This is a genomic window from Bradyrhizobium sp. USDA 4451 (assembly GCF_054822585.1).
Genome location: NZ_JBTRCH010000001.1, coordinates 1961430 through 1984168, shown reverse-complemented (window position 1 = coordinate 1984168; position 22739 = coordinate 1961430). Strand labels below are relative to the sequence as shown.

Here is a 22739-nt window from a genome sequence, read left to right as displayed (position 1 = left end):
GAAACCAGGCGTCTCCCGACACGCGACGCCTACTCGACCTTGAGGCCGGCGAACTCGACGACCTTCTTCCACTTGTCGGTCTCGGCCTTGATGTCGTTGCCGAAGGCGTCCGGCGTCTGGATCAACGAATCGCCGCCGAGCTCGACCAGGCGCTTGCGCATGTCGGGCTCGGCGAGAACGGCGTTGATCTCGGTGTTGAGCTTCGTGATCAGTTCCTTCGGCGTGTTCTTCGGCGCCCCCATGCCGAACAGCGCGCTCGCCTCGTAGCCCTTCACGGTCTCGGCGATCGCCGGCACGTCGGGCAGCTGCGAGGACCGCTCCGCGGTAGTGACGCCGAGCGCGCGCAGCGAGCCGGAGCGGATGTGCTGGATGATCGAGGGCATGTTGTCGAAGATCACCTGCACCTGGCCGCCGAGCATGTCGGTGATCGCAGGCGCGGCGCCGCGATACGGCACGTGCTGCATCTTGCAGCCGGTCATCGACATGAACATCTCGCCGGACAGATGCACCGAGGTGCCGTTGCCGGACGAGGCCATGTTCACCTTGCCGGGATTGGCCTTCACATATTCGATGAACTCGGCAACGGTCTTGGCCGGCACGTCCTTGTTGACGGTCATCACGTTCGGGACGCGGTTGAAGGACGCAACCGGCGCGACGTCGCGCACGAAGTTGAACTTCAGATTGGCGTAGAGCGAGGCGTTGATGTAGTTCGCCGGATTGACGAGCAGCACGGTGTAGCCGTCCGGCTCGGCGTTGATCGCAGCCTCGGTGCCGATATTGTTGCCGGCGCCCGGCTTGTTCTCGATCACGAATTGCTGGCCGAGCTTCTCCGACAGCCGCTGTCCGATCAGCCGCGCGATGATGTCGGTGGCGCCGCCCGGCGGATAGCCCACGATCCAGCGCACCGGCCGCGCCGGATAGTCGGCAGCGGACGCACGGCCGATCGCGAATGTCGAGATTCCCGACCCGATCAGGCCCAGCGCGGTGCGGCGTGAAATCATGAAAGTTTCTCCCAATCCAGCAGGGTTTGATGCCCTGCCCGTTTCTGTTGCGTTGCGTGCGGCGCGGTTTTAACAAACAATGCCAGATGCGGCCAGTGCGACACGTGCGCCGCCGACCGCGACGAAAGACTAAGCTGCAATCCTGTCATGACGCGTTTTCTTCACGCGAACCGGTGTCCACTTCGCTCGGAAACGCTCTGGACCGAAGAGGATCGATCATGTCCGTCAAGGTGAATGGGCTCGACCATCTCGTGATCAATGTCAGCGATGTCGTACGCTCGGTTGCCTGGTACAGCAGGATCCTTGGCATGGAGGTGAAGGTGTTCGACCCGGGCAAGGGCAAGACGCCGCGCACCTCGCTGGTGTTCGGCAACCAGAAGATCAATGTGCGGCCGCGCAATGCCGACAAGGTGGACTGGTTCACCGCCGATCACGCGGCCGTCGGCAGCGACGATCTCTGCTTCCTCACCTCGAGCACGCCTGACGAAGTGGTCGCGCATCTGAAGGCCAACGGCGTCAAGATCGAGGAGGGCCCGGTCGCCAGGCAGGGCGCGCGCGGCACGCTGCGCTCGGTCTATTGCCGCGATCCCGACGGCAGCCTGATCGAGATCTCGTCGTATGAACGAGACGCGACCTAGCGTCATCGCGAGGCAGCGATGCCCGCCCGCTCATAGGTGCGGCAATAGCTCTTCCGCGCGGCGGAACGGATCGCTTCGGCGCAACATTGCTCTGCAAATCCCGGTTTGCGCTCGGCGCACGCCGATGGCAGAACTGCTCCCAACCAAGATCAATGGCGGCCGCCCAAGGCTGCGGGAGGACATATGACCAGTTCAAAGCCGGTGCCGGGAATCGTCGGACCGTTTGCCGGGCTCGACGTGCCATGGCTACTGAGAATGCGCGCCGAGGTGCGCCGCGATCATCCGTTCCTGATCTGGGCGCCGTTCGATGCGCCGGCGCGGCACTGGAGTTACGGTGAATTCCATGAGCGCGTCGGCGCGCTCGCCGCAGGCCTCGCCAAACGCGGCATCAGGCAGGGCGATTATGTGCTGATCCATCTCGACAATTGCGTCGAGGCGATCATGTCGTGGTTTGCCTGCGTCGAGCTCGGCGCCATCGCCGTCACCACCAACACCCGCTCGGCCGCGGCCGAGATCGAATATTTTGCCGGCCATTGCGGCGCGGTCGCCGCGATCACCCAGCCGGCTTATGCCGAGCTGATATCCGCCAACTGCAAGGGGCTGCGCTGGATCGCGGTGACCTCGCACGACGCCGGCCAAGCGCCGGCGCAGGCGCCTTCGCAAGGCGACAGTTTTGAAGCGCTGTTCGGCGACAGCGCCGACCGGCCGCGCCGCCCGACCGATCCGCTCGCCCCGTGCAGCGTGCAATACACCTCCGGCACCACGTCGCGGCCGAAGGCGGTGCTGTGGACCCATGCCAACGCGCTGTGGGGCGCCAAGATCAACGCCGCACATCAGGACCTTCACGCGACGGACGTGCACCAGACCTATCTGCCGCTGTTCCACACCAACGCGCTGGCCTATTCGATGCTGGCGATCCTGTGGGTCGGCGGCAGCTGCGTGATCCAGCCGCGCTTCTCGGCAAGCCGCTTCTGGCCGGTCGCGCTCGAGCACGGCTCGACCTGGACTTCGACGATCCCGTTCTGCATGCGGGCGCTGCTCGATCATGAGGTGCCGAAGAACCACAAGTTCCGGCTCTGGGGCACCGCGGTGAACGCGCCGCCGGCGTTTGCCGTGCTCGGCATCAAGATCATCGGCTGGTGGGGCATGACCGAGACCATCACCCACGGCATCATCGGCGAGGTCGACCAGCCCAACACGCCGATGTCGATCGGCCGCGCCGCGCCGGAATACCAAATCCGCATCGTCAATGATGACGGCACGCCGACCGGCGTCGGCGAGACCGGCAATCTGCTGATCAAGGGCATTCCCGGCCTGTCGCTGTTCGCCGAGTATCTGCACAACGAGAAAGCGACGCGCGAGAGCTTCGACGAGCACGGCTATTTCATCACCGGCGACCGCGTCACGATGCTGGAGCATGGCTACATCAAGTTCGGCGATCGCTCCAAGGACATGCTGAAGGTCGGCGGCGAGAACGTCGCGGCTTCCGAGATCGAGCAGGTGATCGCGGTGGTACCTGGTGTCCGCGAGGCTGCGGTCGTCGCCAAGAAGCACCCGATGCTGGATGAAGTGCCGGTCGTCTTCATCATCCCGCAAACCGGCGTTGCGGCTCTGCCTGCCGATCTGCACGACAAGGTCATGACCGCCTGCCGCTCGGGCCTCGCCGACTTCAAGGTGCCGCGCGAGATCCGCTTCGTCGACGACATGCCGCGCTCGACGCTGGAGAAGGTCGCGAAGGCCGAGCTGCGCAAGATGCTGGAGTGAGGCTTTCTCCGTCATTGCGAGCGAAGCGAAGCAATCCATTGCTCCGCATATGCCGAAGCGTGGAGCTTCGTCGCTCTGCTCCTCGCAATGACGGTAAGACCTTAGTTCACCTCAAACCTAATCGGAAGCTTCTTCGGACCACTGACAAAGTAGGCCTGCGTCATCTTCACCTCGCCGTCGAGCGAGAGCGATTTCAGGTGCGGCAGCAGTTCCTCGAACAGGATGCGCATCTCGAGCTTGGCGAGATACTGGCCGAGGCAGAGATGCGCGCCATAGCCGAACGCGACATGACGGTTGGGCTTGCGGTCGCTGCGGAAGCGGTCGGGGTCCTCGAACACCTCTTCGTCGCGATTGCCCGAAGCGTAGCACAGCATCAGCCAGTCGCCCTTGGCGATCTTGCGGCCGCCGAGCTCGGTATCTGATGTGGCCGAGCGCATGAAATGCTTGACCGGCGTCATCCAGCGGATCGATTCGTCGACCAGGCCCGGGATCAGCTCCGGGTTGGCCTTCACCTTGGCGAATTCTGCGGGGTCCCTGGCCAGCGCCCAGATCGCGCCTGCGGTCGAGGACGAGGTGGTATCGTGGCCGGCGGTGGCAACGATCATGTAATAGCTGGTCTGGTCGTGCTCCGGCATGTAGTCGCCGCCGATCTTCGCGTTGGCGATGACGGTGGCGAGATCGTCGCGCGGATTCCGGCGGCGCTCCTCGGTGATCTTGCGGAAGTAGGCCGAGAAGTCGGCGATGATCGCCTGCAGCATCACGGAGACCTGCTCGGCGCTGAGCGCATCGCGGACGCGCGCCGTATCCGGATCCTGCGGGCCGAACAGCTCCTGCGTCAACTTCAGCATGCGCGGCTCGTCCGCCTCGGGCACGCCGAGGATCTCCATGATGACGTGCAGGGGATAGCCCAGCGCGACGTCCTCGACGAAATCGCAGGTGCCGCCGCGGTCCAGCATGCGCTGCACCGTGGCGCGCGCGATCTCGCGCACGCGGCCCTCGAACTTGCCGAGATTGGCCGGCATGAACCAGCCCTGGGTCAGCGCGCGGTATTTCGGATGGTCGGGCGCATCCATCTGCACCAGCGAGCGCACCAGATTGGGTCCGCCGGTGATCTTGCGCACGCGCTCCTCGAGCGCCCGGTTGGTCAGCGTGGTCGGCCGGTCGGCATTGTGGAACAGGTCGTTCTGCCGGCTGATCGCCTGGATATGGGCGTGCTTGGTCACCACCCAGAACGGGTCGAACTTGTCCGGCCGGGCGATCCCGAGCGGATTGTTGGCGCGCAGCCAGCGATAGCTGGCGTGAATGCGGTCGTCGGCATAGGCGACGGGATCGACGAGGGTTGCCGCGATGTCAGCGGGGATGTCGACATCCCCGGTCGTTGCCGTGTCCATGATCGTCCTCACCCGCGCAAAGCATCGGTCATGCCGATGATCGCCGGAATCTAGGCGGGGTTAAGGTCGCGGACTTGCGTTGATTGGCTAAGGCCGTCGCCGGAGCCGTCATTGCGAGGAGCGAAGCGACGAAGCAATCCATCGGTCCGCGGGCGTGGAGCGATGGATTGCTTCGCGGAGCCTGTCATCGGGCGCGCGTTCGCCGACCCGTTGGCTCGCAATGGCGGCAAAGGCCGCGAAGGCTCAGTAATGCCCGAATGCCACCGGGCGGAACGCCTGCAGCAATTGCTGGTCAAGCTTGCCGCCCATCTCCTCCATCATGGAGAACGCCTTGGCGTGGGTGAACTGCAGCCGGTAGGCGCGCTTCTCGACCAGCGCGGCATAGACATCGACGATCGTGGTGACACGGACGATGTCGCTGATCTGGTTGCCGCTGAGGCCGTTGGGATAACCGGTGCCGTCGAGGAATTCGTGGTGATGCAGGATCACGTCGAGCATTTCCGGCGGGAAGCCGCCCTGCGCTGACAGTGCCTCGTAGCCGCGACGCGGATGCTCGCGCATCTCGGCCATTTCCTCGACCGTCAACGCGCCGGGCTTGTCGAGCAGCGCGACCGGAACGAAGGCCTTGCCGACATCGTGCAGCAGCGCGGCGCGGGCGAGCCGGCGCTGGTCGTCGTCGCGCATGCCGAGATGCTGCGCGAACGCGACCGCAAAGCCGGTCACGAACAGGCAATGGCGATAGGTCTCCTGATGATGGCAGCCGACGGTGGTCAGCCATTCACGCAGCGAATTGTGCTTGATCGCTTTCAGAATCTTGTTTTCGGCGGCAACGATGTCCTCGAACTTGAGCGGTTCGCCGGCGCGCATCCGCTCGAACATCTTGACCATCACGCCATGCGCGGCTTCGACACCGCGGTTGAGCGCCTTGCCGCGGTCGGTCTCGTCATAGCCGCTGTCGTCGGGAAATGCGGCGCGGATGCGCTGCAGGATGCCGCGCGCATCGAACGGCCGCGAGATCGTGTCGGTGGCGCCGAGCGCCCAGGCCTGCATCGAGGCGTGATGCAGCGCATCCGCCAGCACGAACAGCCGCGGCATCTCGCGATAGGCGTCGGCCTGCAGCTTGCTGCGGACCAATTGCACGGCTTCGGGCGAGCGCAAATTGATGTCGACGACGATGCCGGAGAGATCGCGGGCCGGCCGCTCGGGAATATCCGATGTCGGAACGGTATCGACCTCGCCCACCGAGCGCAGGATGCTGGCGAGCTCGTTGCTCTGATCGCTTCGATCTGACGCCAGCAGGAGGCGGCGCTTCGAAGTCTGGTTATTGGCCAAGGCAGTCATGACATCCCCGTCGCGGTAACGACCGACGCCGGGACGCTACCTGACGATGCGTTCCCTCCGGCTTAATGGGGATGCTGAACGATGGTTAAGCACAATAGGCGCAATTTGAACGATTGTGGAATCCGCCTGCAAAATCAGGCCGGCCGGAAATGGTCGAGCCGGCCGCGTCGGCGGCGACTCGTGAATTCTTGCGGCTTCGCCCATGCGCGTCGCAAAGAAAACGCCGGAGAGCGGTCAAGCTCTCCGGCGTCTGCATTGGTTCAGGCCATTACGCCTTCATCGCCGCCTTGACCGCTTCCGCGGTGATCGGTAGGCCGCGGACGCGGGCACCGACCGCGTTGAACACGGCGTTGCCGATCGCCGGCGCCACCACCGTCACGGCGGGCTCGCCGACGCCGGTCGCCTTCTCGCCATTAGCGATCACGTTGACCGCGACTTCCGGCAGCTGGCTCATCCGAAGCGGCGTGTAGCTGTCGAAGTTGGTCTGCTCGATGCCGCCGTCCTTCAACGTCGCCTTCTCGAACAGCGCCAGTGACATGCCCCACAGCGCCGCGCCCTCGACCTGGGCCCGGATGCCGTCGGGATTCACCTGCGTTCCAACGTCGGTCGCAACCGTCAGCTTCTTCACCGTCACCTCGCCCGACGGGGCGACGGCAACATGGGCGACGCAGGCGGTCCAGCTCGCCGTGGCGCGCTCCTGCGACGACACGCAGGCCACGCCCATGCCTTCGCCCTTGGGCAGCTGCTTGGTGCCGTAGCCGGCGAGACCCATCGCAGCGAGCAAGGTGTTGCGGAGACGCTGCGCGCCGCCGTCATTCTTGCCCTTGCCGTCGAGCAGCGAGATGCGCAGTTGTGCCGGGTCCTTGCCGGTCGCATGCGCGATCTCGTCGATCATGCTTTCGACCGCCCAGAACGTCCAGCCCGGCGCCACCGAACGGAGCTGACCCGACGGGGTGGCGTTGTGGGCCATCTCGTTCTTGATCGCCCGCACATAGTGGTTGGGCACGGTGTAGAAGAAGTCCGACCCGTTCACCGTGAAGGAATCGAGCGGACCCTTCTTGTCGACCGAGGGCGTGAGGAAATCAGGGATTCCCCAGCGCGCTGTCGGCCAAGCCGAGACCACGTCGTGGCTCATCGCGACGATCTTGCCGTCGCCGTCCACGCCGGCCTTCACCTTCTGGTAGGTCAGCGGACGCGAGAAATCCATCGTCATGTCGTTCTCGCGCGTATAGATGACCTTGACCGGCTTGCCGACGGCCTTCGCCGCCTGCACCGCGGGCACCATCATGTCGGCGTCGAGACGCCGGCCGAAGCCGCCGCCCAACCAAGCCTGGTGCATCACCACGAACTTCGGATCGATCCCGGCGGCGCCGGCTGCGATCGCACCGGAGCGCGTCGCGAACTGGTTGCCGGAATAGATGTGCAGGATGTCGCCCTTGAACTCCGCGGTGGCGTTCATCGGCTCCATCGGCGCATGGATGTTGATGTTAGTGGTGTACTCCGCCTCCAGCACCTTGGCCGCCGAGCCGTAGGCTGCATCCGGATCGCCGTCCTTGACGAAGAACTGACCGGAATCGCTCAGGCCCTGAAGCCGCTTGGCCTCGGCGAGCAGTGACTCGCTCGACAGCTTGGCGTTCGGACCGCCGTCATAGCTGATCTTCAGCGCCTCGGCCGCCTTCTTGGCATTGGCATAGGTGTTGGCAACCGCGACGACCCAGCCGGTCGTGGTGGTGGTCTTGTCGTCGAGGGTGACCGCCTTGATGAAGCCCGGCACCTTCTTGGCCGCGCTGTCGTCGACCGACTTCACGGTGGCGCCGTAGCGCACCGGCGGGGTGACCAGCGCGCCGTAGACCATGCCCGGCAGCATCGTGTCGATGCCGTATTTCGCCGTGCCGTTGACCTTCAACGGAATGTCGAGCTGCGGCACCGAGACACCGATCATGGTGTACTGATCGGGCGTCTTCAGCTTGATCGCCTTCAGATCGTCCGCGGTGAAGGTCTTGGTCGCCTTGCCGCTCTTCACGACCTCTGCGAACGACATCGACTTCTTCGACTTCGGATGGCTGATCGTCGACGCGCGCACCACCAGCTCGCTGGCCGGCACGCCCATCGAGGCGGCCGCCGCCTCGGTCAGTGCGATCCGGCCGGCAGCACCGGCGCGGCTCATGGCGTCGAAATTCATCATCGTCGACCAGCTGCCGCCGGTGATCTGCGCGCCGAGCACGGGATCGTTGTACTTCGGATCGTTGGAGGCGAGCTGGACCCGCATGTCCTTCCAGTTCGCGCCGAGCTCTTCGGCGACGATCTGCGCCATGGTCGAGGCGACGTGCTGGCCCATATCGGCCTTGCCGCAGGTCACGGTGACGACACCATCGGGCGCGATCGCATACCAGACGCTCGGCTCGAAATTGGCGGGTGCGGGCGCCGCGAGCGCCTGGTCGATCCCGGACGCGGCGTAGCCGAGCACGAGGCCGGTCGCAGCAGTGCCGACCAGGAAGGAACGGCGGCTGAGATCGGTCGTCTCGGGAGCGAGGTTCTTCACGTGCTTGTTCATGTGGCCCTCCGCTCGGATCCGGTGGCCGATGCGGTGCGCATGTCGGACGCAGCGCGCATGATCGCCTTCTGGATTCGTGAATAGGTCATGCAACGGCAGAGATTGCCGTCCATATGCGCGACCACTTCTTCCTTGGTCGGGTTGGTGTTCTTCGACAGCAGCGCCGCCGCCTGCATGATCTGGCCGGACTGGCAGTAGCCGCATTGCGGCACCTGCTCGGCGACCCAGGCCTTCTGCAAGGGATGATCGCCCTTGGGCGACAGGCCTTCGATGGTGGTGATCTTCTTGCCGACGGCGTCGGCGACCGAGGTCTGGCAGGACCGCACCGCTTCGCCATTGACGTGAACCGTGCAGGCGCCACAGAGACCGGCGCCGCAACCGAATTTGGTGCCCGTCATCTGCAATTGCTCGCGGATGACCCAAAGCAGCGGCGTGTCATTGGCCGCCTCGACGGACATACTCCGTCCGTTGATATTGAGATTTGGCATCTCTCTCCCCTTCCGGTGTCGGAAGCCGCTTACGGCGGCAACTCACTGTTGGGTCTCGGCTGGCGCCCACCGGGTAAGCGACAGTTGCCGAAACAATGATCCGGTTCCCGGCTGGAGGCAATCCAATTTGGAATTGATCGAAAAGAATAAATTTCGGAGACTGCTGGTTGTGCAATGCGGCAACGGCATGAAGCTTTTGAAATGCCAGTATTGATGCCGTATCGATCACTCCTACCAAGGTCGGTATTCGCCGGACCTGAGGTCGACAACAGAAGGAGCCCGTCAATGGCCAAGCTCAACCGTAGCGGCGTCGACATCCATTATGAGATTCACGGCAGCGGCCCGCCCTTGATTCTCACCCACGGCTATTCGTCGACCTCGGCGATGTGGCAGGGCCAGATCGAGGCACTGTCGAAGCGGCACAAGCTCATTCTCTGGGACATGCGCGGGCACGGCCAGTCCGACTATCCCGACGATCCGGATGCTTATAGTGAGGCCCTGACCGTGGGCGACATCGCCGCCCTGCTCGATGCCGCCGGCGCCGACCAGGCGATCGTCGGCGGATTGTCGCTCGGCGGCTACATGTCGCTGGCCTTCCATCGCGCCCATCCGGAGCGGGTGCGCGCGCTCCTGATCATCGACACCGGCCCCGGCTTCAAGAAGGACGACGCCCGCGAGGTCTGGAACCAGCGAGCCCGCGACACCGGCGACCGGTTCGACCGCGAAGGGCTCGACGTGCTGAAATCGCTGAGCGCCGAGCGCGCCTCAGTCTCGCATCGCAACGCCAGGGGCCTCGCGCTCGCCGCGCGCGGCATGCTGGCGCAGCGCGATGCGCGGGTGATCGAGTCACTGCCGGGAATCAAGGTGCCCGCGCTGGTTGTGGTCGGCGCCGACGACACACCGTTCCTGGCGGCGTCCGACTACATGGCAGCGAAGATCCCGGGCGCGCAGAAGGCGGTGATCCCGAACGCCGGCCACGCCGTCAACATCGACCAGCCGCAGGCCTTCATTGCCGCTGTGTTGCCGTTCCTGGACGGCCTTGAGGCCAAGTAAGGGATCGAGTGCAAGTAAACGATCAGGGACACGCCATGAAGACGATCGCCGTCGCACTGCTGCTGACTGCCGCCGCGACAGAGGCGAGCGCGCAGAAGCTGCCGTTCGTGACAGCCCCGTCGACCTTCACCGCGACGCTGTCGAACAGCACGCCGCTGGTGTTCGGCATGGGCAAAGAGGACGCGCAGCGCGCGCTCGGCACACCCTTGACGTATGTCAGCGGCCGGCCCGGCAACGAGATCTTCCTCACCTTCCGCGACATCGGCGGCAGCGGGCTGTTCCCGCATCACGACCGCCTCTTTCTCCAGTTCCGCAAGCACCGGCTGACTGGCTGGAAGGCCGACTGGGGCGAGAACTGGATGTGGCGCTAGCCCTCGTCAAAGAACTTCATGCAACCCCCAACATGACAAGGACGGACCATGGGACAAGACATCAAGCTGAAGGCCTCCGACGGATTTGAACTCGGCGCCTATCGCGCCGATCCCACCAGCGCGCCGAAGGGCGCCGTCGTCGTGATCCAGGAGATCTTCGGCGTCAACCACCACATCCGCTCGGTCTGCGACCGGTTGGCGAAAGAAGGCTATGTCGCGGTTGCGCCCTCGATCTTCGACCGCATCACGCCGAACTTCCAGAGCGGCTATTCACCCGACGAGGTCGCCGAGGCGCGCAAGTTCGTCGCCAGTCCGGACTTTCCCGCGATGCTGCGCGACAGCCAGGCGGCGATCGACGCGGTGAAGTCGGTCGGACCTGTCGGCATCATCGGCTTCTGCCTCGGCGGCAGCATCGCCTATGCGGCCGCCACCAAGCTGACCGGCCTGTCGGCTGCGATCGGCTATTATGGCGGCGCCATCATCCGCTTCGCCGACGACAAGCCGACGGTGCCGACCCAACTGCACTTCGGCGAGAAGGATGCCGGCATTCCCTTGAGCGACGTCGAGACCATCAAGTCGAAGCGGCCCGAGGTCGAGGTCTTCATCTATCCCGGTGCGCAGCACGGCTTCCATTGCGACGAGCGCGCCAGCTACGACAAGGCCAGCGCCGACATCGCCTGGCCGCGCAGCATGGAGTTTTTCGCGAAGCATTTGCGGAAATAGGGCGCCGCTTTTTCCCAACTCGTCATTCCGGGACGCGCGAAAGCGCGAGCCCGGAATCCATCTGCCGGCATCATTTGTGGTGAAATGGATTCCGGGCCTGCGCCTTGTGGCGCATCCCGGAATGACGGCGGAGAGAGTCCACTAAAACCAGCGCTCGCCGACGAACACCGTATCGCCCGGGCTCATCGGCGTGCCCAGCGGCACCACGAAGCGGCCGGCGCCGGACGCGTCGGTATGCGTCAACGTCACGCTGTCGCGGCGGGCGCGGGGCGAGAAGCCGCCGGCGATCGCGACCGCGCTTTCGACGGTCATGTTCGGCACGTAGGGATACTGGCCGGGGGCCTGGACTTCACCGAGAATGAAGAACGGACGATACGACTCGATCTCGACCGCCACCGAAGGCTCGCGGATGAAGCCGTTGCGCAGCCGCGCCGAGATCTCGCCGGCGAGGCCGGCCGGCGTGCGGCCGCGCGCCGGCACCGCGCCGATCAGCGGCATCGTGATCGCCCCGGCGGCGTCGATCGCGTAAGAATTGGTCAGGCCTTCCTGGCCATAGACCACGACGCGGAGCTTGTCGCCCGGGCCGAGATGATACGAATTGTCGTATCCGGCGGGCCCACCCGGGGCGGCGGCGTAAACGACCGGGGCGGCGACCGGCGCGGCATAGCCATAACCGGGAGAAGCGCTGGCGAAGGCGGATCGCAATGCGCTGATTGCACCGCCGCCTCCGTCAGCAACCGGAGCGGGCGCGTAGGCCGGGCCGTAGGTGACGGCATCGACGCCTTGCGGGCCGACGGCAACGGGACCGGACGTGCTCATGCAGCCAGACAGCGCGAGCGCAGCCACAACGGCAGTGATCGGCAATCGTAACGCGCGTGCAACCGGCACCGGACCTATCCCTCAACTACGAGACAGGCCCAGTCTTGCACCACTTATGGTTAATAAAGGGTTTTCGAGGATCGGTGGGGAAGCCGGAAAACCCGGCTTCCCATCGAACTGCAAGATCAGGCGGCGGTGACGCCGACGCCGATCGGGCACGACACGCCGGTGCCGCCGAGCCCGCAATAGCCAGCCGGATTCTTGGCAAGGTACTGCTGGTGGTAGTCCTCGGCGAAGTAGAATTCGCCCGCGGGGGCGATCTCGGTGGTGATCGCACCGAGCCCCTTGGCGGCAAGCGCCTTCTGATACATCGCCTGCGACTGCTCGGCGGCTCTGCGCTGCGCATCGCCGAAGGTGTAGATCGCGGAGCGATATTGCGTGCCGATATCGTTGCCCTGGCGCATGCCCTGCGTCGGGTTGTGGTTCTCCCAGAACGTCTTCAGCAGCTTCTCATAGGAGATCTTCTTCGGGTCGAACACGACCAGCACCACTTCGGTGTGGCCGGTGCGCCCCGAACAGACTTCCTCATAGGTCGGGTTCGGCGTGTGGCCGCCGGCATAGCCGACCGCGGTGGTATGGATTCCGTCGCCGAGCTCCCAGAACTTGCGCTCCGCGCCCCAGAAGCAGCCGAGCCCGAACACCGCCTGCTCGAGGCCTTGCGGATAAGGCGGCGTCAGTCTGCTGCCATTGACGAAATGCGTGGTCGCGGTCGGGATCGGCGTCGCGCGGCCCGGCAGCGCCTCGGCGGCGCTCGGCAACGCGGTGGTCTTGCGCATGAACAACATGGATACCTCCGGGCGGGACATCGGCCGACGCGGCAAACGGCCTGCGGGCCGGCTGTCACCTATATATGTCGTTACGCAGACGATGGCAGCCCTGTTACGAAGGGCCAGGCTAGGGAGGGCCGCAGTCAGTCGCGCGCGTAGCCGATCAGGGGCTTGCGCGGCCGGAACAGGACCATCAGCAGGATCCCGGCGATGCCGAGCACCGCGAACACCGGCTGCTCCAGCAGCAGGCGGATCACGTCATTCCAGAGCCACGGTGCGAAGCGATCCACCCAGGCATGAAATGCCTGCTGGCTCGACTGGTGGATGTCGTTCCAGAACTGGCCGAATTGGGTGAACCGCAGGCTCTGGTCGGCGACGTAGCGCGCTCCGTCATAGACCATGAAGATGAAGCCGCCAGCCAGCAGCAAAAGGCCGATCAGACGGAAAAAGCCGCGGATCATGCGTCACCCTAACTCCCTGTCGCGCCCCAGGCGTCGTCAGGCCTTACCGGGCGCCCCCGGGAAATTCAACCTCTTCAGCGGCTTATCCGGCCCCCGGAGGCCCAATTTCTGGCCCTTTTTGGGTCCCGAAAGCGTTGACGCTGCTGCTTGCGCCATCTATAAGACCGGCCGATGGCGGCGGGCGCAATCCTGCCGCCGCTGTTCTTTGGACAGTGCCGCATGCGGGGGCAGCATTTTGCGCCCCTCGGATGGCCGCCTCAAGGACACCCAAGCAGATACCTTGGACCAATACATCAGAGTTGAGATTTGAACCGGCCGGTGCGCGCAAGCCCGACCACTGAGCGATCACCGCCGAAGGACAGTTAGAGAACCATGGCCAACACCACCTCCGCCAAGAAGGCGACCCGCAAGATTGCCCGCCGCACCATCGTCAACAAGTCGCGTCGCACCCAGATGCGTGGCGCGGTGCGCACCGTCGAGGAAGCGATCAAGAGCGGCGACCGCGAGGCGGCACTCAAGGCGATGCGCAAGGCCGAGCCCGAGCTGATGAAGGCGGCGCAGCGCAACATCATTCACAAGAACCTCGCGAGCCGGAAGGTGTCGCGTCTCACGCAGAGCATCGCCAAGCTCGCCAAGTAGAGCTTGCCAAGTAGAGCTCGCGACGCTCGCCGCGCGAGCTGACTGAAAAACACATTTGTCACGAAGCCCGGCTCGCGCCGGGCTTTTTGTTTTTGTCTCGTCTTTCGTCGGGGAAGTTTTTGTCGTGGAAGTTTCATAGCGCGAGAACACTGCGCATTGCCGCGCAACGAACCGCGTGTCATGTTTCGTCGCGTCCGTAGTTCTACCGGCTCAATATGCTTAATGCGGCGCACTCGCGCAGAGATTGTTCTTCGCTAAGCTGGATAGATGGAATAGCGCGCGTCAAAAAAAGCGACGCGGGGTTACCCTGCAAAAGTAATCGTGAAAAATCACGCTTCGCGAATTACTTATGCACATAGTGCCGGACAGCGATTGGAAAAATGACCGGCGCGAGACCAAATGTAAATTTTCTATGAAAAATTTTTGGTATTGCACCATGGTTTGTGACACGCGTGAATCTGCGCGGTGATTCAAAAACTTGCTTTCTCAACTCAGCGTCGGCAGCGCCGCAACAGTTGCGAAGAGTCGCGATCCCCGTCGAATCCACGGATTGTCAGGAAATGCGCTTGGTGTATTTATTTCTTGTTCGCGACGCCCACGGCTCTCCAGATCAGCGCGGTTTGAGACCCAAGGGCGGACGTGCAAATCGGCGGCGGTGTGCGCGTTAGCGACGCTCTCCAAGCGAAGCTAGATTGACGGCTCATAGCGATATGAGGATGGTTGACCTGTGTCAAAATTTCTCCGGCGATATCCCCGGCAATTTGGGGGATCGAACAAGAGAGACCAGGCCTGCCGTCGGAATCTGGCAGCGGGAACGCGGCGCAAGCGAACGGGTTGACGACGACACGCGGCGGCGAAGCGCCGGGCATTTCGGTGTTCGGTAGCGGCAGTTCGAATTTGAAGACACGAGCAAGCTGACACCTTGCCGCGATCCATCGCGGCGGGAGGGGGAGGACTTATGCCTTACGGTATCATCACTGCAGTCGAACCAACGACAGCCGAAGTGCAGATTTCCAGTGGTGCCGTAATCAACCCCTCGGACGCCGGCTCTTACCCGCAGAGACCGTCGAGTACGCGCTGACCTCGCGGGACGCATCTTCTCCAAACAGCTGATCTGTCGCGTGGCGCATCATCGCCACACGGGAGAGCTTTGTCCGGAGCAGACCGCGCCCGCTGGAGGTCGCGTCGTGGCAGGAAACCTGCACGGCGCTTTCGCAATTATCTTCTCTCAGATTTGGAAAAGTACGAAGGCAATGACGAACACGGAACAGGATCGCTGGTCGCGGGTGAAGGGACGTTTGCGGACGAGCGTTGGCGAGGACGTTTACACGAGCTGGTTTGCACGGATGGATCTGGAGAGCGTGCACGACGAGAGCGTGCACCTGTCGGTTCCGACCCGGTTCCTGAAGAGCTGGATCCAGGCGCATTACGCCGACCGCGTGCTCACCTGCTGGCAGGCCGAGATGCCCGAAGTGCATCGCATCGACCTCACCGTGCGCTCCGCGATCCGCGCGATGGCCCCCGCGAAGGAAGCGGTTGCTCCGGTCGAAGTGCGCCGTGTCGAGCGCCACGACGGTCGTCCCGCGCCGGAACTGCGCTCGGTTGCGACCGCGCCGGTGTCCGCGAGCCATGACGCGCTCGGCGGCTCGCCGCTCGATCCGCGCCTGACCTTCGCAAGCTTCGTCGTCGGCCGTTCCAACACGCTGGCCCATGCGGCGGCGCGCCAGGTCGCCGAAGGCCGCCGCGGCGATCCCGTGATGTTCAACCCGCTCTACATCCATGCCGGCGTCGGCCTCGGCAAGACCCACCTGCTGCAGGCGGTGACCTGGGCCGGCAATTCCGGCGGCGAGCGCAAGGTGCTGTATCTCACTGCCGAGAAGTTCATGTATGGCTTCGTCGCGGCGCTGAAGACGCAGACGGCGCTGGCCTTCAAGGAGGCGCTGCGCGGCATCGACGTGCTTGTCATCGACGATCTGCAGTTCCTGCAGGGCAAGTCGACGCAGGCCGAGTTCTGCCACACGTTGAACGCGCTGATCGATGCCGGCCGCCAGGTCGTGATCGCGGCCGATCGTCCGCCGTCCGACCTGGAAAGCCTCGACGACCGCGTCCGCTCGCGGCTCGCCGGCGGCCTCGTGGTCGAGATGGCTTCGCTCGGCGAGGAACTGCGGCTCGGCATCCTCAAGTCGCGCGTCGCCGCGGCCCGCGCCCACCATGCGACCTTCGACGTGCCGGAGGAAGTGCTCGACTATCTGGCGCGCACCATCACCCATAATGGCCGCGACCTCGAAGGCGCGATCAATCGCCTGCTGGCGCACTCCAAGCTCAACAACCAGCCGGTGACGCTGGAGATGGCCGAGCGCGAGGTGCGTGACCTGATCCGCCCGCAGGAACCGAAGCGGATCAAGATCGAGGACATCCAGCGCGTGGTCGCCCGGCAGTACAATGTCAGCCGCTCCGACCTCTTGTCGTCCCGCCGTACCGCCAATGTGGTGCGTCCGCGCCAGGTTGCGATGTATCTGGCGAAGACGCTGACCCTGCGCTCGCTGCCGGAGATCGGCCGGCGCTTCGGCGGCCGCGACCACACCACGGTGCTGCACGCCGTGCGCAAGATTGAGGCACTGGTCGCCAAGGACACGACGCTGTCCGAGGAAGTCGAATCGCTGAAGCGTCAGCTTCAGGAGTAGACTTCCGTCGCAAGCCTCGCCGGTTCGGTCGCCCTCCCCTTTGCTGCAAGGGGGAGGGCGACCTATTTTCGGGCTCAAAACGTGGGGAACAGACGCCGTCTCCCTTGCGCCAGCCGGCCATCCGCGCCACCTTGCGGTCCCCCCGTGGGTTTGATCAAATCCGGTATTGATCCGACTTATCGGGTTTCCGACGCCGCGATGCTGCCTCAACGGCCGCCCGGCTTTTCCATCTGAGGGATCTGGCGGGTATTGCAATGAAGGTCACCGTCGAGCGCGCGCAACTGCTGAAATCGCTGGGTCACGTTCACCGCGTGGTCGAGCGCCGCAACACCATCCCGATCCTCGGCAACGTGTTGATCCGCGCCGAGGGCGCCAAATTGTCGCTGAAGGCCACCGACCTCGACCTCGAGGTGACGGAGACCCTGGCCGCCGAGACGGCAACCGCCGGCTCGACCACGGTGCCGGCGCACATGTTCTACGACATCGTCCGCAAGCTGCCCGACGGTTCGCAGATCGTGCTGGAGGCCGATGGCGACCGCTCGGTGCTCGCGGTGCGCGCCGGCCGCTCGCGCTTCACGCTGCAGACCCTGCCCGAGAGCGACTTCCCCGGCCTTGCCGCCGGCGACATGACGCATTCGTTCTCGCTGCCGGCCTCCGACATCAAGCGCCTGATCGACCGCACCCAGTTTGCGATCTCGACCGAAGAGACCCGCTACTACCTCAACGGCATCTATCTGCACGCTGCCGGCAGCGCCCAGGCGGCGACCCTGCGCGGGGTTGCGACCGACGGGCATCGGCTGGCGCAGATCGATCTCGCGCTGCCCAAGGGCGCGACCGGCATGCCCGGCGTAATCGTGCCGCGCAAGACCGTCGGCGAGGTGCAGCGGTTGATCGAGGGCGACGACGCCGAGATCTCGATCGAACTGTCGGACGGCAAGATCCGCTTCACGCTCGGCAATGTGGTGCTGACCTCGAAACTGATCGACGGCACCTTCCCGGATTACGGCCGCGTCATTCCGCAGAACAATGACAAGGAACTGGTCGTCGACAAGAAGGATTTCGAGGCCGCCGTCGACCGCGTCTCGACCATTTCCAGCGAGCGCGGCCGCGCCGTGAAGCTCGCATTGTCCGCCGGCAAGCTGATCCTGTCGGTCACCAATCCGGATTCCGGCAGCGCCACCGAAGAGCTCGAGGTCGAGTATGCCTCCGACGCGCTCGATATCGGCTTCAACTCGCGCTATTTGCTCGACATCGCCGCCCAGATCGAGGGCGAAGTCGCGGTGCTCAAGCTCGCCGATCCCGGCTCGCCGACGCTGGTGCAGGACAAGGACAGCAAGGGCGCACTCTACGTACTGATGCCGATGCGGGTGTAATGATTTCCTCCGCACGCGCAACCGCACCCTCTCCCCTTGTGGGAGAGGGTGGCGCCAAAGGCGCCGGGTGAGGGGTTGGTGCCGCGCACGCCGCACCATCGCCCGACCGACGAGCGCCTCCGCAGCTTCGCAAGGAAGATGCGCCAGCAGCCAACCGATGCGGAAGCGAAGATGTGGCGCCTGCTCCGAGATCGGCGCCTGTCGCACTTGAAATTCCGAAGGCAAGTTCCATTTCGCAATTACATTCTCGACTTCGCGTGCTTCGAGAAGCGCCTCGTGATCGAGATCGACGGCGGACAGCACGCTTCGTCGCCCCGTGACGAATCCAGAACTGACGCGCTTGTGGCGGAAGGCTTTCAGGTCTTGCGCTACTGGAACAATGACGTATTGCGGATGCCCGCGGCGGTGCTGGAAGACATCATCGCCAAGCTTGCCGAGCTGTGAGATACCCCTCACCCGTCGCCTCACTCCGTGAGGCGCCACCCTCTCCCACAAGGGGAGAGGGGAAGGAAGAGAGATGACCCCGTCCCGCATTCATCGCCTGTCGCTGACGCATTTCCGCAATTACCGGGCGGCGACGTTGCAGGTTGCGGGCGACATGGTGGTGCTGGTCGGGCCGAACGGCGCCGGCAAGACCAATTGCATGGAAGCGGTCTCGTTCCTGTCGCCGGGCCGCGGCCTGCGCCGCGCGACCCTGGACGATATCGCCGACAACCAGGGCGACGGCTCCTGGGCGGTGTCGGCCGAAGTCGAGGGCGCGCTCGGCCTCGCCACGCTCGGCACCGGCATCGATCCGCCGACCGGCGAGGCAAGCAACACGAGGCGGTGCCGGATCGACCGCGAACCGGTGGGGTCCGCAACTGCATTCGGCGATCATCTGCGCATCGTCTGGCTGACACCGGCAATGGACGGCCTGTTCATGGGCGCCGCCTCGGAACGGCGGCGTTTCTTCGACCGCCTGGTGCTCGCGATCGATTCCGAGCATTCCGGCCGCGTCTCGGCGCTGGAGCGCTCGCTGCGCTCGCGCAACCGGCTGCTCGAGGTGCGCAACTATGACGACCATTGGTGTGATGCGATCGAGCGCGAGACCGCGGAGCTGGCGGTCGCGGTCGCCGCATCGCGCGGTCAAACCGCGGCGAAGCTCGCGGTGATGCTGCGCGAGCGTGGCGCGGCGTCGGCCTTCCCGTCCGCCGAGATCATGCTCGACGGCTGGATGGAGAATGCGCTGCTGCAGGAGCCCGCGACCGCGGTGGAGGACCGCTACCGCGAGATCCTGCGCGCCAGCCGCCCGCGCGACGCCGCCGCCGGACGCACGCTGGACGGCCCGCATCTGACCGATCTGCAGGTGGTCTACGCGCCGAAGAACATGCCGGCGCGCGACGCCTCGACCGGCGAGCAGAAGGCACTGCTGATCGGGTTGGTGCTGGCGCACGCCACGATGGTCGCGGAGATGACCGGCATCGTGCCGCTGCTGCTGCTCGACGAGGTCGTCGCCCATCTCGATCCCAACCGCCGCAGGGCGCTGTTCGACGAGCTCGGCAAGCTCGGCGCACAGGTCTGGATGACCGGCGCCGATCCCTTGGCCTTCGTCGACATCGGTCCGCGCGGCGAGATTTTCGACGTCGAATCCGGCCGCGCCACGCGGCGCGGCTGAGGCCGCTGAGCCGGCTCCGTGAGGGCCTCGGATCTGCCCTCGAATCGGGCTTTTCAGAGGGTTCGGAATCGACCTCCCGAGACCTTGAAAAAGGCCTAAAAAATCCCATCTATTCAATAGTTTGTAGAGAGAGACTTTGCGCTAGGCGCAACCCCTCTTTCATGGCACAAATAGCGGAATCAGCGCCTCATATTGCGCAGCTGATTCGGGACATCCTCGAAGGCCTCACATGACTGAACCTGCCCGGCAGACCCCTGCCGAATCTGAGCACCCCATTCCGGCTGAATATGGCGCGGAATCGATCCGGGTGCTGAAGGGCCTCGACGCCGTCCGCAAGCGGCCCGGCATGTATATCGGCGACACCGATGACGGGTCCGGCCTGCACCACATGGTCTACGAGGTCGTCGACAACGCGATCGACGAGGCCCTGGCGGGGCATGCGAGCCGCGTCCTGGTCACCCTCAACGCCGACAATTCCGTCACCGTGTACGACGACGGCCGCGGCATTCCGGTCGACATCCACAAGGGCGAAGGCGTCTCGGCGGCCGAGGTCATCATGACCCAGCTGCATGCCGGCGGAAAGTTCGACCAGAACTCCTACAAGGTCTCCGGCGGCCTGCACGGCGTCGGCGTCTCCGTGGTCAACGCGCTGTCCAGCAAGCTGGGCTTGCGGATCTGGCGCGACGACAAAGAGCACTACATCGAATTCGCGCACGGTGACGCCGTGGCGCCGCTCAAGGTGGTCGGCGATGCGCCGGGCAAGCGCGGCACCGAGGTCACCTTCCTGGCCTCGACCGAGACCTTCAAGAACGTCGAGTATGATTTCGCGACGCTGGAGCACCGGCTGCGCGAGCTCGCCTTCCTCAATTCCGGCGTCCACATCGTGCTGTCAGACATGCGCCACGCGGTCGAGAAGCGCGAGGAGATGCATTATTCCGGCGGCGTCGAGGAGTTCGTCAAATATCTCGACCGCAACAAGAAGGCGATCGTACCGACGCCGATCATGGTGCGCTCGGAATCAAACGGCATCGGCGTCGAGGCCGCGCTGTGGTGGAACGACAGCTACCACGAGAACGTGCTGTGCTTCACCAACAACATCCCGCAGCGTGACGGCGGCACCCATCTGGCCGGCTTTCGCGGCGCGCTGACGCGCCAGGTCAACGGCTATGCCGAAGCCAATGCGAAGAAGGAAAAGATCGCGCTGACCGGCGACGATTGCCGCGAAGGCCTCACCGCGGTGCTGTCGGTGAAGGTGCCCGATCCGAAATTCTCGTCGCAGACCAAGGACAAGCTGGTGTCCTCGGAGGTTCGACCCGTTGTCGAGAACGTCCTGAACGAGGCGCTCGCCGCCTGGTTCGAAGAGAATCCGAAGGAAGCCAAGGAAATCGTCGGCAAGGTGATCCAGGCCGCCGCAGCCCGCGAGGCTGCGCGCAAGGCCCGCGAGCTGACCCGCAAGAACCCGCTCAGCGTCTCCTCGCTGCCCGGCAAGCTCGCCGACTGCCAGGAAAAGGATCCGGCGAAATCCGAACTGTTCATCGTCGAGGGCGACTCGGCAGGCGGCAGCGCCAAGCAGGGTCGCAACCGTGAATTCCAGGCGGTGCTGCCGCTGCGCGGCAAGATCCTCAATGTCGAGCGCGTGCGCCCCGACAAGATGCTGTCCTCCGAGCAGATCGGCACCCTGATCACCGCGCTCGGCACCGGCATCAGCGACGACTTCTCGGTCGACAAGCTGCGCTACCACAAGATCATCGTGATGACCGACGCCGACGTCGACGGCGCCCATATCCGCACGCTGCTCCTGACCTTCTTCTATCGTCAGATGCGCTCGATCATCGATGGCGGCTATCTCTACATCGCCCAGCCGCCGCTCTATAAGGTTTCGCGCGGCAAGTCCGAGCAGTATCTGAAGGACGAGCGCGCACTCGAGGACTATCTGATCTCGACCGGGCTCGACGAATGCGTGTTCAAGCCGGCCTCCGGCGACGACCGCTCGGGCCGCGATCTGCTGTCGCTGGTCGAGGACGCCCGCGTCATCCGCTCGGTGCTGCGCAACCTGCACAGCCGCTACAATCGCGCCGTGATCGAGCAGGCCGCGATCGCGGGCGTGCTGAGCCCGAGGATCACCAGCGAGATCGCCACCGCCAACTCGGCGGCGGAATACATCGCCAAGCGGCTCGATGCCGTGGCCGAAGAGGTCGAGCGCGGCTGGGTCGGCACCTTCACGGAGGGCCATGGCTTCCAGTTCGAGCGCACCGTACGCGGCGTCAAGGAAGTGGCCGTGATCGACGACGCCTTCCTGGGCTCGGCCGATGCACGCAAGCTCGATGAATATGCGACCAAGCTGCAGGAAACCTACGTGCGGGCCGGCAAGCTGCGGCGCAAGGACGCCGAGCAGGTCATCCATGGTCCGGTCGACCTGTTCGAGGCCGTGACCGACGCGGCCCGCAAGGGAATCTCGCTGCAACGCTACAAAGGCCTCGGCGAGATGAATCCGGAGCAGTTGTGGGAGACCACGCTGGACACCGAGGCACGCTCGCTGCTCCAGGTGAAGGTCAAGGAGGTCGACGAGGCCGACGACATCTTCACCAAGCTGATGGGCGACGTGGTCGAGCCACGCCGCGACTTCATCCAGGAAAACTCGCTCAGCGCCACCATCGATATCTGAGGTGCTGCGGCGCTTTGCACCACCGTCATTGCGAGGAGCGAAGCGACGAAGCAATCCATTTCTCAGCTTGCGGAACGATGGATTGCTTCGCTTCGCTCGCAATGACGTGGGTTGCACCGTGCGCACCATCTCCATCACCGCGGAGGCGGCAAACCCTGACGGAGTGACGTATCCGTGACGGCACCGCCGCGCGGCTACCTTTCGTCTGGAAGCTGCATCGGAAACTGTGTTACGGTGCCGGGCAGTCATTGATTCCGTTGCGGAATTTCGAATGGCCGAGTTTGAATCCAAGT

The 22739-nt window shown here is 64.5% G+C and carries 19 protein-coding genes; 11 read left to right on the top strand and 8 right to left on the bottom strand.

Annotated features, from left to right (window positions below; translation table 11 throughout):
• Window positions 1-29 precede the first annotated feature (29 nt).
• A complete protein-coding gene (locus ACVMB0_RS09120; protein ID WP_456751114.1) occupies window positions 30-1001 on the bottom strand; it encodes a Bug family tripartite tricarboxylate transporter substrate binding protein in 972 nt (323 codons plus the stop codon).
• A gap of 218 nt (window positions 1002-1219) precedes the next feature.
• Between ACVMB0_RS09120 and ACVMB0_RS09115 the strand changes: the two genes are divergently transcribed.
• A complete protein-coding gene (locus ACVMB0_RS09115; RefSeq protein ID WP_461345990.1) occupies window positions 1220-1639 on the top strand; it encodes a VOC family protein in 420 nt (139 codons plus the stop codon).
• Window positions 1640-1822: 183 nt separating this feature from the next.
• On the top strand, window positions 1823-3403 hold the full coding sequence (locus ACVMB0_RS09110) for an AMP-binding protein (RefSeq protein WP_461345989.1): 1581 nt from the start codon (window positions 1823-1825) through the stop codon (window positions 3401-3403).
• A 101-nt stretch (window positions 3404-3504) separates the two neighbouring features.
• On the opposite strand, the gene ACVMB0_RS09105 is transcribed toward ACVMB0_RS09110, so the two are convergent.
• From ACVMB0_RS09105 to ACVMB0_RS09090, 4 genes are all read right to left on the bottom strand, one after another.
• Window positions 3505-4794, bottom strand: a complete 1290-nt coding sequence (locus ACVMB0_RS09105) for a cytochrome P450 (RefSeq protein WP_461345988.1) — start codon at window positions 4792-4794, stop codon at window positions 3505-3507.
• Window positions 4795-5037: 243 nt separating this feature from the next.
• Window positions 5038-6135, bottom strand: coding sequence for an HD-GYP domain-containing protein (locus ACVMB0_RS09100; RefSeq protein ID WP_456751118.1), 1098 nt, complete (start codon window positions 6133-6135; stop codon window positions 5038-5040).
• Window positions 6136-6403: 268 nt separating this feature from the next.
• On the bottom strand, window positions 6404-8689 hold the full coding sequence (locus ACVMB0_RS09095) for a xanthine dehydrogenase family protein molybdopterin-binding subunit (protein WP_461345987.1): 2286 nt from the start codon (window positions 8687-8689) through the stop codon (window positions 6404-6406).
• Complete coding sequence (locus ACVMB0_RS09090; RefSeq protein WP_456751120.1) at window positions 8686-9177, bottom strand: (2Fe-2S)-binding protein; 492 nt, start codon at window positions 9175-9177, stop codon at window positions 8686-8688. The genes ACVMB0_RS09095 and ACVMB0_RS09090 overlap by 4 nt, the downstream gene beginning before the upstream one ends.
• Before the next feature lie 285 nt (window positions 9178-9462).
• Here ACVMB0_RS09090 and ACVMB0_RS09085 point away from each other — a divergent pair, with 285 nt between their 5' ends.
• The 3 genes from ACVMB0_RS09085 to ACVMB0_RS09075 are packed head-to-tail and all read left to right on the top strand — an operon-like array spanning window position 9463 to window position 11324.
• On the top strand, window positions 9463-10230 hold the full coding sequence (locus ACVMB0_RS09085; RefSeq protein WP_461345986.1) for an alpha/beta fold hydrolase: 768 nt from the start codon (window positions 9463-9465) through the stop codon (window positions 10228-10230).
• Between the two features lie 35 nt (window positions 10231-10265).
• Window positions 10266-10601 (top strand): hypothetical protein, encoded by a 336-nt coding sequence (locus tag ACVMB0_RS09080; protein ID WP_461345985.1) that lies wholly within the window; start codon window positions 10266-10268, stop codon window positions 10599-10601.
• Between the two features lie 48 nt (window positions 10602-10649).
• Entirely contained in the window at window positions 10650-11324 is a 675-nt protein-coding gene (locus ACVMB0_RS09075) for a dienelactone hydrolase family protein (RefSeq protein WP_456751123.1), read from the top strand.
• A gap of 141 nt (window positions 11325-11465) precedes the next feature.
• On the opposite strand, the gene ACVMB0_RS09070 is transcribed toward ACVMB0_RS09075, so the two are convergent.
• From ACVMB0_RS09070 to ACVMB0_RS09060, 3 genes are all read right to left on the bottom strand, one after another.
• Window positions 11466-12212, bottom strand: a complete 747-nt coding sequence (locus ACVMB0_RS09070; protein ID WP_461345984.1) for a polysaccharide biosynthesis/export family protein — start codon at window positions 12210-12212, stop codon at window positions 11466-11468.
• Between the two features lie 116 nt (window positions 12213-12328).
• On the bottom strand, window positions 12329-12988 hold the full coding sequence (msrA, locus tag ACVMB0_RS09065; protein WP_461345983.1) for a peptide-methionine (S)-S-oxide reductase MsrA: 660 nt from the start codon (window positions 12986-12988) through the stop codon (window positions 12329-12331).
• A 125-nt stretch (window positions 12989-13113) separates the two neighbouring features.
• A complete protein-coding gene (locus ACVMB0_RS09060) occupies window positions 13114-13431 on the bottom strand; it encodes a hypothetical protein (RefSeq protein ID WP_461345982.1) in 318 nt (105 codons plus the stop codon).
• 372 nt (window positions 13432-13803) lie between these two features.
• Here ACVMB0_RS09060 and rpsT point away from each other — a divergent pair, with 372 nt between their 5' ends.
• The 6 genes from rpsT (at window position 13804) to gyrB (ending at window position 22446) form a co-directional block, all read left to right on the top strand.
• Window positions 13804-14070, top strand: a complete 267-nt coding sequence (rpsT, locus tag ACVMB0_RS09055; protein WP_021077661.1) for a 30S ribosomal protein S20 — start codon at window positions 13804-13806, stop codon at window positions 14068-14070.
• A gap of 1253 nt (window positions 14071-15323) precedes the next feature.
• Window positions 15324-16754, top strand: coding sequence for a chromosomal replication initiator protein DnaA (dnaA, locus tag ACVMB0_RS09050; RefSeq protein WP_461345981.1), 1431 nt, complete (start codon window positions 15324-15326; stop codon window positions 16752-16754).
• A 254-nt stretch (window positions 16755-17008) separates the two neighbouring features.
• Complete coding sequence (dnaN, locus tag ACVMB0_RS09045; protein ID WP_461345980.1) at window positions 17009-18127, top strand: DNA polymerase III subunit beta; 1119 nt, start codon at window positions 17009-17011, stop codon at window positions 18125-18127.
• Between the two features lie 78 nt (window positions 18128-18205).
• Window positions 18206-18571, top strand: a complete 366-nt coding sequence (locus ACVMB0_RS09040; protein ID WP_461345979.1) for an endonuclease domain-containing protein — start codon at window positions 18206-18208, stop codon at window positions 18569-18571.
• 73 nt (window positions 18572-18644) lie between these two features.
• Complete coding sequence (gene recF, locus ACVMB0_RS09035; protein ID WP_456751130.1) at window positions 18645-19781, top strand: DNA replication/repair protein RecF; 1137 nt, start codon at window positions 18645-18647, stop codon at window positions 19779-19781.
• A gap of 229 nt (window positions 19782-20010) precedes the next feature.
• Entirely contained in the window at window positions 20011-22446 is a 2436-nt protein-coding gene (gene gyrB, locus ACVMB0_RS09030) for a DNA topoisomerase (ATP-hydrolyzing) subunit B (protein ID WP_456751131.1), read from the top strand.
• The last annotated feature ends 293 nt before the right edge of the window (window positions 22447-22739 follow it).